19 protein-coding genes are annotated in these 14,661 nt (G+C 68.0%); 13 read left to right on the forward strand and 6 right to left on the reverse strand.

Annotated elements, in window-relative coordinates:
• The 6 genes from ACT541_RS18630 to ACT541_RS18655 all read left to right on the forward strand — a co-directional run.
• A partial coding sequence (locus tag ACT541_RS18630) for a multicopper oxidase family protein (protein ID WP_476138607.1) occupies positions 1 to 1,199 on the forward strand: 1,199 nt, incomplete at its 5' end.
• Between the two features lie 108 nt (positions 1,200 to 1,307).
• Positions 1,308 to 3,089 carry an ATP-binding protein gene (locus ACT541_RS18635; RefSeq protein WP_476138608.1) on the forward strand — a complete coding sequence of 594 codons (1,782 nt, stop codon included), beginning with the start codon at positions 1,308 to 1,310 and terminating at the stop codon, positions 3,087 to 3,089.
• Positions 3,090 to 3,103: 14 nt separating this feature from the next.
• Positions 3,104 to 4,483 carry a sigma-54-dependent transcriptional regulator gene (locus tag ACT541_RS18640; RefSeq protein WP_476138609.1) on the forward strand — a complete coding sequence of 460 codons (1,380 nt, stop codon included), beginning with the start codon at positions 3,104 to 3,106 and terminating at the stop codon, positions 4,481 to 4,483.
• Between the two features lie 149 nt (positions 4,484 to 4,632).
• Positions 4,633 to 5,628 (forward strand): cytochrome c3 family protein, encoded by a 996-nt coding sequence (locus tag ACT541_RS18645; protein WP_476138610.1) that lies wholly within the window; start codon positions 4,633 to 4,635, stop codon positions 5,626 to 5,628.
• Positions 5,625 to 6,239, forward strand: coding sequence for a cytochrome b/b6 domain-containing protein (locus ACT541_RS18650; RefSeq protein WP_476138611.1), 615 nt, complete (start codon positions 5,625 to 5,627; stop codon positions 6,237 to 6,239). Before ACT541_RS18645 ends, ACT541_RS18650 begins: the two co-directional genes overlap by 4 nt.
• A 35-nt stretch (positions 6,240 to 6,274) precedes the next feature.
• Positions 6,275 to 7,339: an ethylbenzene dehydrogenase-related protein gene (locus tag ACT541_RS18655; RefSeq protein ID WP_476138612.1), complete on the forward strand. Its 1,065-nt coding sequence runs from the start codon at positions 6,275 to 6,277 to the stop codon at positions 7,337 to 7,339.
• 148 nt (positions 7,340 to 7,487) lie between these two features.
• On the opposite strand, the gene ACT541_RS18660 is transcribed toward ACT541_RS18655, so the two are convergent.
• Positions 7,488 to 7,793 carry a PadR family transcriptional regulator gene (locus tag ACT541_RS18660; RefSeq protein ID WP_476138613.1) on the reverse strand — a complete coding sequence of 102 codons (306 nt, stop codon included), beginning with the start codon at positions 7,791 to 7,793 and terminating at the stop codon, positions 7,488 to 7,490.
• Between the two features lie 97 nt (positions 7,794 to 7,890).
• Here ACT541_RS18660 and ACT541_RS18665 point away from each other — a divergent pair, with 97 nt between their 5' ends.
• Positions 7,891 to 8,673, forward strand: a complete 783-nt coding sequence (locus tag ACT541_RS18665) for a TSUP family transporter (protein ID WP_476138614.1) — start codon at positions 7,891 to 7,893, stop codon at positions 8,671 to 8,673.
• A 98-nt stretch (positions 8,674 to 8,771) separates the two neighbouring features.
• Here ACT541_RS18665 and ACT541_RS18670 read toward each other — a convergent pair whose 3' ends face one another.
• Positions 8,772 to 9,398, reverse strand: coding sequence for an ArsR/SmtB family transcription factor (locus tag ACT541_RS18670; RefSeq protein WP_476138686.1), 627 nt, complete (start codon positions 9,396 to 9,398; stop codon positions 8,772 to 8,774).
• Between ACT541_RS18670 and ACT541_RS18675 the strand changes: the two genes are divergently transcribed.
• The 3 genes from ACT541_RS18675 to ACT541_RS18685 are packed head-to-tail and all read left to right on the forward strand — an operon-like array spanning position 9,306 to position 10,502.
• Positions 9,306 to 9,503: a hypothetical protein gene (locus tag ACT541_RS18675; RefSeq protein WP_476138693.1), complete on the forward strand. Its 198-nt coding sequence runs from the start codon at positions 9,306 to 9,308 to the stop codon at positions 9,501 to 9,503. The genes ACT541_RS18670 and ACT541_RS18675 overlap by 93 nt on opposite strands.
• A 59-nt stretch (positions 9,504 to 9,562) precedes the next feature.
• Entirely contained in the window at positions 9,563 to 9,916 is a 354-nt protein-coding gene (locus tag ACT541_RS18680; protein WP_476138615.1) for a DsrE/DsrF/TusD sulfur relay family protein, read from the forward strand.
• A 31-nt stretch (positions 9,917 to 9,947) separates the two neighbouring features.
• Entirely contained in the window at positions 9,948 to 10,502 is a 555-nt protein-coding gene (locus tag ACT541_RS18685) for a class I SAM-dependent methyltransferase (protein ID WP_476138616.1), read from the forward strand.
• A gap of 24 nt (positions 10,503 to 10,526) precedes the next feature.
• On the opposite strand, the gene ACT541_RS18690 is transcribed toward ACT541_RS18685, so the two are convergent.
• Genes ACT541_RS18690 through ACT541_RS18705 form a run of 4 tightly spaced genes read right to left on the reverse strand, consistent with a single transcriptional unit; the run spans position 10,527 to position 12,680 of the window.
• Entirely contained in the window at positions 10,527 to 11,690 is a 1,164-nt protein-coding gene (locus ACT541_RS18690; protein WP_476138617.1) for a site-specific integrase, read from the reverse strand.
• Positions 11,691 to 11,728: 38 nt separating this feature from the next.
• Positions 11,729 to 12,004 carry a prevent-host-death family protein gene (locus ACT541_RS18695; protein ID WP_476138618.1) on the reverse strand — a complete coding sequence of 92 codons (276 nt, stop codon included), beginning with the start codon at positions 12,002 to 12,004 and terminating at the stop codon, positions 11,729 to 11,731.
• An 8-nt stretch (positions 12,005 to 12,012) separates the two neighbouring features.
• On the reverse strand, positions 12,013 to 12,390 hold the full coding sequence (locus tag ACT541_RS18700) for a type II toxin-antitoxin system VapC family toxin (RefSeq protein ID WP_476138619.1): 378 nt from the start codon (positions 12,388 to 12,390) through the stop codon (positions 12,013 to 12,015).
• Complete coding sequence (locus ACT541_RS18705) at positions 12,387 to 12,680, reverse strand: type II toxin-antitoxin system Phd/YefM family antitoxin (RefSeq protein WP_476138620.1); 294 nt, start codon at positions 12,678 to 12,680, stop codon at positions 12,387 to 12,389. Before ACT541_RS18705 ends, ACT541_RS18700 begins: the two co-directional genes overlap by 4 nt.
• 177 nt (positions 12,681 to 12,857) lie before the next feature.
• Here ACT541_RS18705 and ACT541_RS18710 point away from each other — a divergent pair, with 177 nt between their 5' ends.
• From ACT541_RS18710 to ACT541_RS18720, 3 genes are read left to right on the forward strand one after another with little or no spacing between them, the layout of a single operon-like run.
• Positions 12,858 to 13,967, forward strand: a complete 1,110-nt coding sequence (locus ACT541_RS18710) for an RHE_PE00001 family protein (RefSeq protein WP_476138621.1) — start codon at positions 12,858 to 12,860, stop codon at positions 13,965 to 13,967.
• A 42-nt stretch (positions 13,968 to 14,009) separates the two neighbouring features.
• Positions 14,010 to 14,351, forward strand: a complete 342-nt coding sequence (locus ACT541_RS18715) for a type II toxin-antitoxin system RelE/ParE family toxin (protein WP_333822941.1) — start codon at positions 14,010 to 14,012, stop codon at positions 14,349 to 14,351.
• Entirely contained in the window at positions 14,348 to 14,629 is a 282-nt protein-coding gene (locus ACT541_RS18720; protein WP_476138622.1) for a helix-turn-helix domain-containing protein, read from the forward strand. The genes ACT541_RS18715 and ACT541_RS18720 overlap by 4 nt, the downstream gene beginning before the upstream one ends.
• The last annotated feature ends 32 nt before the right edge of the window (positions 14,630 to 14,661 follow it).

A 14,661-nucleotide genomic window follows, 5' to 3' on the forward strand; every position in this document is an offset into this window, starting at 1 on the left:
CGCCGATGGTGACGATCGAGAAGGACGCCGGCGACGTGCAGAACGTCGTCGTCATGTTGCACGACTTCGCCTTCCGCACACCGGAGGAGATCCTCGCCGAGCTCGGCGGCGCCGGCAGCGCTCACGGCGCCCATGGCGCGGCGGCGGCCCCGGTGCAGGACCCACATGCGGGCCACCGCGCGGCACCCGCCCCGGCACCGGCCCCGCAATCCGGCGCGATGCCCGGCATGGCGATGGGTTCGATGAACGGCCACGCCATGCACGGCCCCGGCGGGATGCCGGGGATGGGACCGGGCATGATGCAGGGCATGGGTCCGGGCATGATGCAGGGTATGAGCCCGGGCGCGATGCCGGGGATGGGCCCGGGCGCGATGATGGGCATGATGGGCGCCGCCCCGCATGCCAACGATGTCCGCTACGACGCCCATCTCGCCAACGACCGCACCCTCGACGATCCGCAGGTGGTGCGGGTCGAGCGCGGCGGCCGGGTGCGGCTGCGCCTCGTCAACGGCGCCACGGCGACGGCCTATTTCGTCGACACCGGTGGCCTCGCCGCCGAATGCGTCGCGGTCGACGGATCCCCCTGCCGGCCGCTCGCCGGCACCCGCTTCCCGCTCGCGCAAGGGCAGCGCATCGATCTCGTCGTCACCGTTCCGCGCGAGGGCGGAGCCTTCCCGATCCTGGCGCAGGTCGAGGCCGACCGCGCGCTGACCGGCATCGTCCTGGCGACCGCGGGCGCCACGGTGACGCGTCTCGCCGATGTCGCCGCGACCGCCGCCGCCCACACCGATCTCTCGCTCGACCTACGTCTGGCGGCCGCCCGCCCGCTCGCGCCACGTCCGGCCGATCGCATGTTCCATCTGATGCTGGGCGAGGCGCCCGGCTATCGCTGGACGCTCAACGGCGCCGTCCACGGCGAACACATGCCGCTCGAGGCGAAGGTCGGCGAGCGCATCGAGATCATGTTCATGAACCCCACCGCGATGATGCACCCGATGCATCTGCACGGGCATCACTTCCAGGTGGTCGGCACCCGCGACGGCCGCCTCTCCGGACCGATGCGGGACACGGTGATCGTCCCGCCGCATACGCCGGTGGTGGTCGCCGTCGATCTCGACAAGCCGGGAGAGTGGTTCCTGCATTGTCACCACCTCTATCACATGGCGACCGGCATGATGACCGAGCTCCGGGTGCGGTGACGTCGATACGGGGTCGCGCGAAGTGCAGTGATTTCGAACGCGCGTGATAAGCAGGTCGCAAGCGGCGCCGAGCAACTCGCGAGCCGATCGAACGAGGACATTCGCGCCATGACGGCAGCGCCGAAACCTCTCGAACGGACGGCTCATCCGCCGGTCCGCCGTGACATCCTGGCGCGGCTCGCCGGGCTGATCGCTTTCGTCGTCGTCGCCTTCGTCGCGACCGTCTGGGTGATCGAGCGTCGCACCCGCGACGACGACTTCTCCGCCGCGGTGCGCTCGGTCGAGACCCTGCTCGCCCAGAAGATAACCACCGCGACCGGCCTGATGCGGGCGACGGTCGCCGCACTCGGCACTTCCGACGAGATCGCGCATGCCTTTCAGGTAGCGGACCGGGCGAGGCTGCGTGCCCTGACCGGTCCCTTCTTCGAGACGCTGAACCGCGATCACCGGATCACCCATCTCTATTTCACCGGCCTCGACCGGGTGAACGTCCTGCGCCTGCACGAGCCGGAGAGCCACGGCGACGTCATCGATCGCTTCACCACTCGGACGGCGGCCGAGACCGGTCGACCGAGCGCCGGCATCGAACTCGGCCCCTTCGGGACATTGACCCTACGCTCGGTCACGCCTTGGCGGCACGACGGAACGACCATCGGTCTCATCGAACTGGGCGAAGAGATCGGCCCGCTGCTCGCCGACACCGGCCTGTCGCTCGGCGTCCATCTCCACGCGTTGATCCGACGCGACACGACCGAACCGGCGGCTTGGCGGCAGGGGCGGCGCATGCCGGGCCAGCCGGCCCGCCTCATCGAAATCGGCGACCACGTCCTGGTCTCGCAATCCTCCGCGGAAGCGTTTCCAACCGAACGGGCGCTCTTCCCCGACCTCCTGCGCGACGGGTCGATCCGGACGGTTCAGACCGGCGACGGGCCGCTGTCGATGGCGACGGCGCCGCTCGTCGACGCCTCGGGCCGCGTCGTCGGTGTTCTGGCGATCTTCGCCGATCGCAGCCGGGCTCAGGCGACCTTCACCAACTGGATGATCCTCGCCACGCTCGCGAGCCTCGCTGCCGGAGCCGGCGTCTTTTTCTCCTTCAATCGGGCGCTCTCCGGCGTCGAAGCCGCCTACCGGCGCCAGCACGAGTTGGAGCATCGGTTGCTGACGATCTCGGAGGAACATCAACGCATCGTCCAACTGGAGAAGCTCTCCGCCATGGGCACGATGGTCGGCGAGATCGCCCACCAGCTCAACAACCCGCTGGTCGGGGTCGTCAACATGGCCCAGCTCGCCGAGCGCTCGGCGGACAAGCCTGACCGGGTGCGGGAGCTGCTCGGCGAGATCCGCAAGGCCGGGCAGAACTGCTCGGCCTTCGTCAAGCGGATGCTCGCCTTCACCAAGGTCTCCTGTTTCGACAGTCGGCCGACCGATCTCAGGACCGTCGTCGACGAGGCGCTGGCGCTGTTCAACCAGAGCATCGGTCGCAAGGTCTCGGTCGAGCGCGCCATGCCGGAGGCGCCGGCGATCGCGATGGTCGATCCCAATCTGCTCGGCCACGCGATCTTCAACCTGCTCACCAATGCCGCACAGGCCACCGGCGAGCGCGGGCACATCCGGATCGCTCTGGCGCCGGCCTCTCACGGCGATGGCCGGCGCGGCTGGCGCGTCACGGTGGAGGACGACGGCCCGGGAATCTCCGAGGACGCCATGCGCCGGCTGTTCACACCGTTTTTCACGACGCGCAAGGAGGGCACCGGCCTCGGTCTCGCGGTGGTGCAACACATCGTTCTCCTGCACGAGGGCGAGGTGACGGCCGGCAATCGGCCGGAAGGTGGTGCGTCTCTTGCTGTGTGGATCCCGGAGACGGTCTCCACCGCCTCGACCAGTGCCTGACGGGATCGCGCCGCATGACATCGCCCAAGATCCTCGTCGTCGACGACGACCACTTCACCCGCACCCTACTCGATGGGTTGCTGCGGGATCGCTGCGCCGTCCTCCGCTTCGCGGAGACGGGCGCGGAGGCGCGCGCCGCCTTCGCGGCCGAGGACTTCAATCTGGTGCTGATGGACCAGCGCCTGCCCGACGCCGACGGTCTCGGCCTCTTGCGCGAGTTCCGTGCGCAGCGACCGCGGCTGGTGTCGATCATGATCACCGGTCATGCCGACGTCCAGGACGCGATGCGGGCGGTGCGCGAGGGCCTCTTCGACTACCGCACCAAGCCGTTCGAGGATCTCGAGGACCTCGAACGGGTGATCGACAAGGCCCTGGAGATGGACCGCGCCTATCGCGAGATCGATCGGCTGCGGGCGGAGGTCGCGGGGCCGAAGTTGATCGCCGCCTCGCCTGCGATGTCGCGCCTCGTCGATCAGATCCGCCAGGTGGCGACGCTCGACACCACGGTCCTGCTCGAGGGCGAGAGCGGCACCGGCAAGGACGTCGTCGCCCGCTTGATCCATGCCGAGAGCCGCCGCGCCCGGGCTCCCTATCTCGACGTCAACTGCGGCGCGCTGCCCGAAAGCCTGCTCGAAGGCCTGCTGTTCGGCTACGAGAAGGGCGCCTTCACCGGAGCGGCCAAGACCACCCCCGGCACCATCGAGAAGGCCGGCGGCGGCTCGCTCTTCCTAGACGAGATCGCCGACATGAGCCCCAAGCTGCAATCGGCGCTGCTGCGTGTCCTCCAGGACGGCTGTTTCTCCCGCATCGGCTCGACCGAGCGGCGGTCGAGCGATTTCCGGCTGATCGCCGCGACCAACCGGCCGCTCGCCGGGCTGGTGGCGGCCGGTTCCTTCCGCGAGGATCTCTTCTATCGCATCAACGTCGTCGCGCTGCGCCTGCCGCCGCTCCGGGAGCGGGCCGGTGACGTGGTGCTGCTCGCCACCCATTTCCTCGAGCATTTCCAGGCGAAGTTCGGCCGCACGGTCGGCCCGTGGTCGCCGGAGGCGCTGCGGTTACTCGAGGCCCAGTCCTGGCCGGGCAACGTGCGGCAGTTGAAACATGCGATCGAGCGGCTGGTGGCGCTGCATCCCGGCGGCCCGATCGACGTCTCCCAGGTTGCCGCGGTGATCGAGCCGGCGGTCGCGCCGGCCGCCGCCGCGCCGGGCGGCAGCGAGTACGGCGGGCGCGACGTCGCCGCCTATCGCGACGCCCGCGAGGACTTCGAGCAGGACTACCTGCGCCGCCTCTTCGTCGCGGCCGGCGGCAACGTCTCGGAGGCGGCGCGGCTCTCCGGCATCCCGCGGCAGAACCTCTACGTCCGGATGAAGCGCTGGGGCATCGTCATCGATTGACGACACCTGTCGCGAAAACGTGACAGTCGGCGACCCCGGACACCGAGCGGACGACATCGAGAAACCGGCCGGAAACCACGACTTCTGGAATTCTTCGAGAGTGGCCCGGGTCTTGCGGTTCTCCCTCCGACCGGAAGGGGGAACGCCGCATGAGGTCCGCCTCGAAATCGCTCTTCGCCGCCTTCGCTTTCGCGATGGTCGTGGCCGCGCCGGGGATGGCAGGGGCCGCCGACGTCAAGGGCGCCGCGCCGACCGATCCCGCCCTGATCGAGAAGATCGCCAAGTCGAACGCCGAGTGTTACGCCTGCCATACCGAGGCCGGGCTGAAGAACCCGCCGCGCGCCGACATGGACCTCGCGGCGCTGGCGAAGTTCGTCCACGACCCCAAGCAGTTCGACGGCTCCAACCACGCCGGCATGGAGTGCAAGGTCTGCCACGGCCAGGGCTACGTCGCCTTCCCGCATGCCGCCGAGGCGAAGAAGTCGATCAGCGAGTGCGGCGAGTGCCACGCCACCAAGGCACTCCGGGTCGAGACACAGTTCAAGGACAGCGTCCACGCCAAGAACCTCGAAGGCAGGTTCACCTGCCAGACGTGCCACGACCCGCACGTCTACAAGGTCGCGGCGAAGGTCGGCGATCCGCGCAAGATCGTGGCCCAGGACAACGCCATGTGCGTCGACTGCCACAATTCGGATCTGCGCTACGGCTCCTTCTCCCAGGCGCTGCCGACCAAGAAGGTCCGGCCCGACCTCTACGCCACCCACGACTGGCTGCCCAATGCACGCCTGCACTGGTCGGCGGTGCGCTGCATCGAGTGCCACACGCCGATCTCGCCGGTGAAGAGCCTCGCCACCTCTCACGAGATCCTCGGCAAGGACAAGTCGGAGAAGGCCTGCGTCACCTGCCATTCGCAGGATTCCGCACTCGCCACCCGCCTCTACCGCCACGCCGCCGCCAACGTCGGCACCGACCTCGGCTTCGCCAACGCTTCGGTGCTCGGCTCAGCCTATGTGGTCGGCGCCACCCGCCATCCGCTGATCGACCGCGCCGTCATCGCCGTCTTCGCCCTCACCGCCCTCGGCCTGCTCGGCCACGGCGCCGTCCGCATCGTCATGAGCATCATCCGTCGCAGGAGGGCGTCATGAGCCATCGCATCTATCTGCTGCCGCCCTGGCTGCGCCTGTGGCACTGGACCAACGCGCTCCTGATGATCGTGCTGGCGGTGACCGGGGCAAGCCTGCACTTCGCCGATCCCGGCCTCTACCTCGTGCCCTTCAGCCTTGCGGCGAAGATCCACGACGTCGCCGGCGTGGCGCTGCTCGTCGCCTACGGCTTCTTCGTGATCGCCAACATCGTCACCGGCAACTGGTGGCAATACGTGCCGAAGCCGCCGGGCGTCCTCGCTCGCTGCTGGAAGCAGGCCCGCTTCTATGCCTACGGCATCTTCCGCGGTGAGCCCCATCCCTATCCGCCGACGGTCGAGGCCAACTTCAACGCCCTCCAGGCGGTCGTCTACTGGGTGATCATGTATCTGGTCGTGCCGACCGTGGTGCTGACCGGTGTCGTCTTCCTATTCCCGGACCTCGCTCCGACCCGGATCCTCGGTCTCGACGGCCTCCTGCCGGTGGCGATGCTCCACTACCTCGCCGGCGTCGCCGTGATCCTGTTCATGCTGGCGCACATCTACCTCGGCACCACCGGTGTCCGACCCACTTCGCTGTTCAAGATGATGATCACGGGCTGGCACGAGGAGTGATCCCCGCCGCGCACCCGAAGAGAAGGACCTCGATCATGAAGACCCTGCTCCGCACCGCCGCCCTCGTATTGCCGCTCGCGCTCCTTGCCGGCGCGGCCCTCGCCGAAGAAGAAAAGAAGGTTCCGCTGAAGCCCGTGCCGGTCCATGCGATCAAGGCCGCCGCCGCACCGGCGCTCGACGCCGACGTCGTGACCGGCGTCTGGGAGAAGGCGCCCGCGACGCCGATCAAGGCGACCAAGGGCGTCAACTTCAAGGACAACCTCGGCGAGACCACCGGCACCGTCCAGGCCGCCTACGACGCCAAGTCGGTGTTCCTTCGCCTCACCTACGACGATCCGTCCTACTCCGTGCGCCGCAGCCCGTTCGTCAAGCAGGCCGACGGCTCGTGGAAGAAGATCTCCGATCCGAACGACAAGGGCGGCGACAACAACCTCGTCTACGAAGACAAGGTTGCTCTGATCTGGAACATCGGCCACTCGATCTTCGGCTTCGACGAGAAGTTCGGCTGTCAGGCCTCCTGCCATGCCGGCGAGCCGGGCAAGCCCTACGGCAACAAATACACCGAGGACGAGGGAGAGCTCGGCGACATCTGGCACCTGAAGTACGTCCGTGGTGGCTTCCTCGGCCAGATCGACAACCAGTATCTCGACAGCACCCGCTTCGACGCGGCCAAGTCGCCGGAGGCCGGCCGCAAGTCCGACGCCAAGACCGGTGGCGGTTATGCCGACATCAAGCTCGTCGACGGCAAGCCTGAGTTCATGAACAAGAGCGGTCTCGCCGCCAACAAGGGTGGCACCTACTGGCTGCGTGAAGCCGACAAGGCGCCCTTCGACGATTCGAAGTTCGTCGCCGGCGACGAGGTCGCCTCGATCGTCGTCGAACCCTTCACCGGCGACCGCGGGGTGATCAAGACCTCGGCCAAGTGGAAGGCCGGCAAGTGGACCATCCTGATCGAGCGCCCGCTGACCACTGCCTCGAAGTTCGACGTTCAGTTCGACGACCTCGCCAAGGTCTACGGCTTCGGCGTCGCCTTCTTCGACAACGCCCAGGTCCGCCACGCCCAGGTGCGCGAACCCCTGCATCTGATCTTCGACAAGTGATCGAACGCCCCGACCGGCGAGCGACGAAGGCTCGCCGGTCACGCCTCCCACCTCGGGCCGATCGTAGCGACAGACTCGATCGGCCCGTTCTTCGTTCGACGGGCCGCGACGCGACCCACAGGGCGTCGAACCTCGGCGCTCCGGCTCGTCACGCCCGCGATCCGACCTCCCCCCAGAGTTCACCGAGCCGGCGCCGCGCCTCCTCGAGCCCCTCTTCGCCGAGCGGCGTGGCGCGATAGAGCTTGCGCCCCGTCTTGCCGAGCCGTTCCACTCGGCAGGTGAGATAGCCGCGTTTCTCCATGGCGTGGAGCATCGGATAGAGGGTGCCGGGGCTGAGCTGGTAACCGTGGTGGGCCAGTTCCTCGATCATCCAAGCCCCCCACACCTCGCCGCGCACCGCATGGGCGAGCACGTGCAGGCGCACGAAACCGGCGAGCAGGTCCTGATGCCGCATGGTCGACGACCCTTCCATTGCCATCGATATCGAATTACGATATCGTATTTCGTTTAGCGATGATCGACCCTCGGGGGTCGACGGGAGGGATGATCGCATGGAACTCGTTCTCCTCGGAACCGTCGCCTTCGTCGCCGCCGGTCTCACCCTCTTCTCCGGCTTCGGGCTGGGGACGGTGCTGATGCCGATCTTCGCCCTGTTCCTACCGCTGCCCCTGGCGGTCGCCGCCACGGCGACGGTCCATCTGGCCAACAACCTCCTGAAGGTCGCCCTACTGGCGCGCGACGCCGACTTTCGCGTCGTCCTGCGCTTCGGCGTGCCGGCGGCGGTCGCGGCCCTCCTCGGCGCGGCGACACTCGCCCTCTTCGACGGCCTGCCCGATCTCGCCCGCTACGACCTCGGCGGTCGCAGCCATCGCATCGCCCCGATCGGCCTCGTCCTCGGCGCGGCGATCGTCGGCTTCGCCCTGCTCGATCTCTCGGAGCGCTTCCAGCGCCTCGCCTTCTCGCCGCACTGGCTGGTGCCGGGCGGGCTGCTCTCCGGCTTCTTCGGTGGTCTCTCCGGCAATCAGGGTGCGCTGCGCTCGGCTTTCCTGATTCGCGTCGGCCTCGGCAAGGAGGCCTTCGTCGCCACCGGCGTGGTCGTGGCGGTGCTGGTCGACACCGCGCGGCTCGTCGTCTACGGCGCAACCTTCCTCCGCGACGTCTTCACCACGACCTCGCCGGTCCTCGTGCCGGTGGCGGTCGCCACCGCCGGCGCCTTCGCCGGCACGATCGTCGGCAAGCGCCTGCTAGCCAAGGTGACGGTCGCCGCCGTGCGATGGACCGTCGCGGGGATGATGCTCCTCGTCGGCCTCGGGCTGATGACCGGGCTCGTTTGATCGCCGGCAAGAAAGGCGGACCTGTCGAACCTCCGCGTTCCAGACCTGTACGGCAGCGCTCGTCATGGCGAGCGCCCCCGCGATCGGTTCACCGCGGTTCATCCGAGGTCCGAACTCGCCCCGGCCGGCCGTCGGCCCGACGCCATGGTGCGCGTTTCGGTCTTTCGCCCCTCGGCGCGCCATTCCGGATACCCGTCCTTCAGACGGCGAATTCGATAGCCCTTCTCGCGGAGCAGTCGCACGGCCTCGAACGACAGGATGCAATAGGGGCCCCGGCAATAGGCCACGACGTCTCGATCCCGTCCGATCTCGGCGATGCGGGTCTCGAGCGCCGCCAGCGGGATGTTCAGCGCACCCGGGATGTGACCGGCCGCGAATTCGTCCTCGGGCCGAACGTCGAGCAGCGTCGCCGTCCCACTCTCGAGCCGTCGTAGCAGCTCGTCATTGGTGACGGGCTCGAGCGCGTCCATATTCGAGTAATAGTCGGAAACGACGGTACGAACCTCCGCGACGTTGGCCTCGGCGATCTCGCGCAGGGCCGTGATCGCCGCGACCACCGGCCCTTCGGCGAGCCGATAGACGATCTGACGCCCTTCACGTCGGGCGACGACCAGCCCCCCGCGACGCAGCTGTTGGAGATGCTGCGACGCGTTCGCCACCGGCAACCCGACCACGGCAGCGAGGGCATCGACCGACCGCTCCCCTTGCGCGAGATGCTCGAGGATCTCGAGGCGATGCTCGTTGCCGAGCGCGCGGGCGACACCGGCGAGGCCGGCGAGAACACGACGCTTGGGGGACGGCTCGGCCATGACTATCAAACTTTCAATTGATATATTGAATTTTATTCCGAACCGGTGTCTCCTCGACCCGCGACCGAGGAGACACGTCGATGAACACCCTGTTCATTCTCAATGACCCCCCGTACGGAACCGAGCGCGTCTACAACGGCCTGCGGCTCGCCCAGGCCATCGGTAAACACGACGCGCAAGGCAGCGTCACCGTCTTTCTGATGGCCGATGCCGTGCTGTCGGCACGAGCCGGGCAGAAGACCCCAGACGGATACTACAACGTCGAGCGCATGCTGAAACGCGTCGTCGCGGCCGGCGGCAGGGTTCTCCTCTGCGGAACCTGCATGGACGCGCGCGGGCTACCCGCCGAAGGGATGGTGGACGGCGCCGAGCGCAGCACCATGGACGCGCTGGCGCAGGCGACGATCTCCGCCGACAAGGTCATCGTCTTCTGAAGGGGTGCAGATGAAGGGGCGCGAGAGCGGAATGCCCGATGAAGACCGTTGGGCGACCTTCTTCGATGCCGACGCGGCGATCAGACGCTTGATCGCCGCGGACGCGATCCTCGGTGACGCCGTCGAATTCGGCTGCGGCTACGGGACCTTCACGCTTCCCGCGGCGCGACGGACGACGGGATCGGTGACGGCCCTCGACATCGAGGACGACCTCGTCACCCTGGTCCGCGAGAAGGCGACGGACGCCGGTCTGGCGAACGTCCGGGCCGCGAGACGAGACTTCGTGACCGCCGGCACCGGTCTGGCCGACGGGTCGCAGTCGCACGCGATGATCTACAACCTGTTGCATATCGAGCGCCCGATCGACCTGCTTTCGGAAGCCCGCCGGGTGCTTCGGCCGGACGGTAGGCTCTCGGTGATGCACTGGCGCAGCGACATCGCGACGCCACGCGGACCATCCCTCGACATCCGCCCGACACCGGAGCGATGCCGAGCGTGGATGGTGGAGGTCGGATTCACTGCGATCCGGCCGGTGGACCTTTCCGACTGCTGCCCGTTTCATTTTGGGCTCGTCGCCGAACGTTGACGTTCCACCCCTTCTCCCAAGGCATCACAGGAGAACCGCCCTTCCTGTCCGTCGCCCAGCCTCGTCGTAGTACCGTGCCGCCTGTTGCACCGAGCGATGCTGCGACTGCGCCATCGCTTCCGGCAGCGACACCCCCTGCCGCGCGGCTTCCGTCAGATACCCGGACCGCAGCCCGTGTGCCGATACCTTCCCCGCATCGATCCCGGCGAGCCCTGCCCGCTTCTTGACGATGGCATTGATCGTCTGGGCCGAGAGCGCCTTGCCGTCGAGATTGCCCCAGCGATCGATGCCGCGGAACACCGGCCCGGCCTCGATCTGCGCCGCCACGAGCCACGCCTTCAGTGCCTCGACCGGCCGGCCGGCGATCACCGCAAAGCGATCGTCGTCGGACGAACTCGTCTTGGTGCGGCCGAGCCGGATCGTCATGCAGGGGAGAGGCTCGGAAGCGGGATCTCTCGGATCGGCCAAGACTGGCTCCTCGTCGCGAAGCCGCTCGACACGGAGGTCTGCGAGTTCCGAGCGCCGACGGCCGCCCGAGGCGAAGCCGACGAGCAGGATCGCCCGATCACGCAGGTCGACGAGCGACGTCGTCCCGCAGGTCGCGAGCATCCCGTCGAGCACGTCTCGCGTGACGGCGGTCGCACTCTTGCGCCGGCGGGAGCGATCGGCGGCGCGCATCGCCAGCCGCATCGCTGTCTTGAGCGAGGGCGACCCGAACGGCCCGTCGAGCCCCTTCCAACGATGCAGCGTCGACCAGCTGGCGAGCCGTCGCTGCACCGTCTGCGGTGCATGTGGACCGGCAGCCCGCAGGACGCCGTCGACGCGCAGCCGGCACGCCACCTCCTCCGGCATGCCGTGATCGAGATCGGCGGCGCGCTCGGTCGGGTCCCACAGATGATGGGCGACAAACTTCAGCACCAAGCTTTCCGGCGCGGGCCACGGCAAGGACGCCCCGACCGCCGCCCGGCACCACGCCTCGAGATAGGCGAGATCGGAGGCGAGAGCGCGAAGCGTGTTGTCGCCGATGCCGCGCTTGGCCAGATGGCGCAGCGTGGCGACGTCCTCGTCGGAAAGGATGGTGGCGAGCCGGTCACGGCGATCGGCAGGAAGAATGGCGGCGAGCGCATCGAGCGCGTGGGCGCGTTTCGCTTCCGGATCGGACGTCGGGCTCGGCAGATCAGTGGCCATGGCTTCGTCCGCTCCATTCGGGGCATCGCCCGCGCCAGTCAGCGCGGCGATCCGCTCTCGTCATAGAAGTCGCCATGCTCGGAGGTGGGGCCGGGCGGCGCCACCTGCCTCCCTTCCTTCGCGAGGTCCCACACCGCGTCGATGCCGGCCTCGCCCGCCGCCGGCGTCGATCGGGCGTCGCCGGCCACCGGCGCGGAGAGCACTACCATCGGTCGGTCGCCCCGGCATAGGAGAACCTCGTCGCCACGACGTGCGAGCTCGATCAATTCTTCGAGCCGTTCGGCGGCCTCTTCGACGTCGACGAGAAGGCGCATCGCTCCCCTCACCACATCCGTTCGTGCAGGATCGCATCGAACGCGCCATCCACGGAGAGGAAGGCGCAGTGCTCGAGCCGAGCCTGCGCCGCCAGGATGCGATCCCACGGGTCGCGGTGATCCCAGTCGAAAGACGCGGCGAGCTCGGCATGGAGATCGGTGATGGGAAGCGCCTGCAGGCCGCTCTCGGCGACCGCGGCCCGCAGTTCCTGAGGGCGCAGATCGAGCTTGCCGAGCCGCACCTTATTGTCGATCTCGTAGAACGAGACGGCGCTGACCAGGACGACGTTGGCCTTGTCGGCGATCAGCGACCGCGCCTTCGACGAGAGGCGTTCGCTGCCGATGATCCACCAGTAGAGCGCGTGGGTGTCGAGAAGCAGCTTCATGCGGGTGAGCCGTCGCGCGCGGGAACGCCGTGCCAGATGCCGAGATCGTCGTTGCCGTCGCCGGCGTCGATCGCAGCTTGGTCGGGATCGGGATGGTCGAAGAGGTCGTCGGGCAGGCGGCGTGCGTGCAGGAGCCCGAAGGGACGCTTGCCCTCGGGCGTCGCTGGGCCGATGCGGGCATAGACCTCGTTGCCGCGCAGGATGACGATCTCCTCGCCGTGATGGGCGCGTTCGAGCACCTCGGCGAAGTTCCGACGCGCCTCGCCGATCTTGTAGGTGCTCTGCGGCATCGGAGCCTCCGCTGGATGAGATCTGGGGAGGGTAGCGCCTCGCCGCAGACCTTACAACAAACTTGTACATCTTATCATCGATAAGAGGTACTTATCGATGGTCATATTCACCCGCCACCGCATGTCCGAGTGCCGGAAGTGAAACCGCTCTTCACTTCCGTTTACCGATCGTTCACCATGTTGGTCAACATGATGCGATCGCTCCCCACCCGCCTCGACGCCTTCCCCTGGGCCCGTCTTGCGCCGTCGCTCGCCGCGGCCGAAGACGCACTCGCCCGTCTCGACGAGCGCATCGCGCGAAGCCCGATCCGCGACGGCTGGAGCGAACGGAATCGCTTCACCGAAGCCGTGTCGAGCCTCCTCCTCGACGGCACGCTCGTCCAGCTCGAGGATCTGGTTCTCCACGACGCCGGCCTCGACGCTCGCGCGCCCTCCCCCGAACTGACCCGGGCACACGCCCACCTGCGCCGCGCCCGCCGCTTAGCGTCTCTCCCTCCCGGAGCAACTCTCGACGTCGCCGGTCTGCTCGCCCTCGTCGGCCGCGGCGCGCCGAAGGCCACCGGGGCAGCCTCCCCTCAGCTCGCCGACGAAGTGGAAGAAGTGGAAAGCGAGAGCGACGACGCGTGGGCCACGACCCTGGGCGAGGTCGATGCCCTCCTCGCCCGCACCGATCGGCTGCTCGCCCGCGCCGCCCTCCCCTCCTCCGACGCATCGACGGGATGGGTTCAGTCAGCGCGCCCCGATCGCGACGAACGCCTCGCCCGTTGGGTTGCCGAGATCGAAGCAACCCGTGACTGGCCGGCGACGCTCGCCGCCGCCCGCACCCTCGTCGCCTGGGAGATCGCCGATCCGCTGCCTGAGGAAGACGGTCTCGGCCGGCTGCTTGTTGCCGATCTGCTTCGGGCCCGAGGCAAGTTGCGGTCGCATCTGGTCGACGTGTCGTCGGGGCTCAGGACCGTGTCGCCCGAATGCCGCCGCCACCGCGATCCGCTCGTCCGTCTGCAGGCGGTGCTCGACGGGATGGCGCTCGGCGCCGCCCGTGCGCTCGAGGAGCACGACCGCCGCCTGACGGCGCGCGACGCCCTGCTGCGGCGCATCGGTCCGCGCCGTTCGAGTTCCCGCCTGCCGCAACTGGTCGAGTTGGTGATCGCCGCGCCGCTGGTCACCACCGAGACCATCGCCGGTGCCCTTGGCGTCACCCCGCGCGCCGCCGCCGAGATGGTGGCAGAGCTGGGCTTGCGTGAAATCACCGGGCGGGCGCGGTTCCGGGCGTGGGCGATTGGGTGAGAACGGCCTTGCCGAGTCATACAAATTTTTGTATAAGATGCCATGAGCAAAGACCCGAAGCCCGTCGAGTTCCTCGGATCCTCCCTCGACGATCTGCGCGAGTTTCCGCTCGAAGCCCGGCGAGAAGCCGGCCATCAGCTCGACCGCGTCCAACACGGGCTCGATCCGGACGACTGGAAGCCGATGACGTCGATCGGACCGGGCGTTCGCGAAATCAGGATTCGCGATGCCTCTGGCGCCTGGCGGGTCGTCTACGTCGCCAAGTTCGCCGATGCCGTCTGGGTCCTTCACTGCTTCCAGAAGAAGACACAGAAGACGTCTCGTACCGACATCGCTCTCGCCACTGCGCGATATCGAGAACTCTCGAAGGAGATCGACCGATGACCGGCAAGCGTTTCGAAAGCGTCTGGGATGCGATCGCCGATACGCCCCAAGAAGCCGAGAACATGAAGTTGCGCTCGGCTCTGATGATGGAACTGCGCCGCCATCTGGACGAGAGCGGCCTCAGTCAGTCGGAAGCCGCGAAGTTGTTCGGCGTGACACAGCCGCGGATCTCCGATCTCGTGCGGGGCAAGATCGATCGCTTCGCCCTCGACACGCTCGTCAACATGTTGGCGGCGGCCGGCATGCATGTCGAAATGCGCATAGCCAAGGCAGCCTGACTTGCCCGCCTCCTCTTAGCCTCGACCGGCGT

The sequence above is a fragment of the Pinisolibacter sp. DMC100 genome (genome assembly GCF_056313705.1).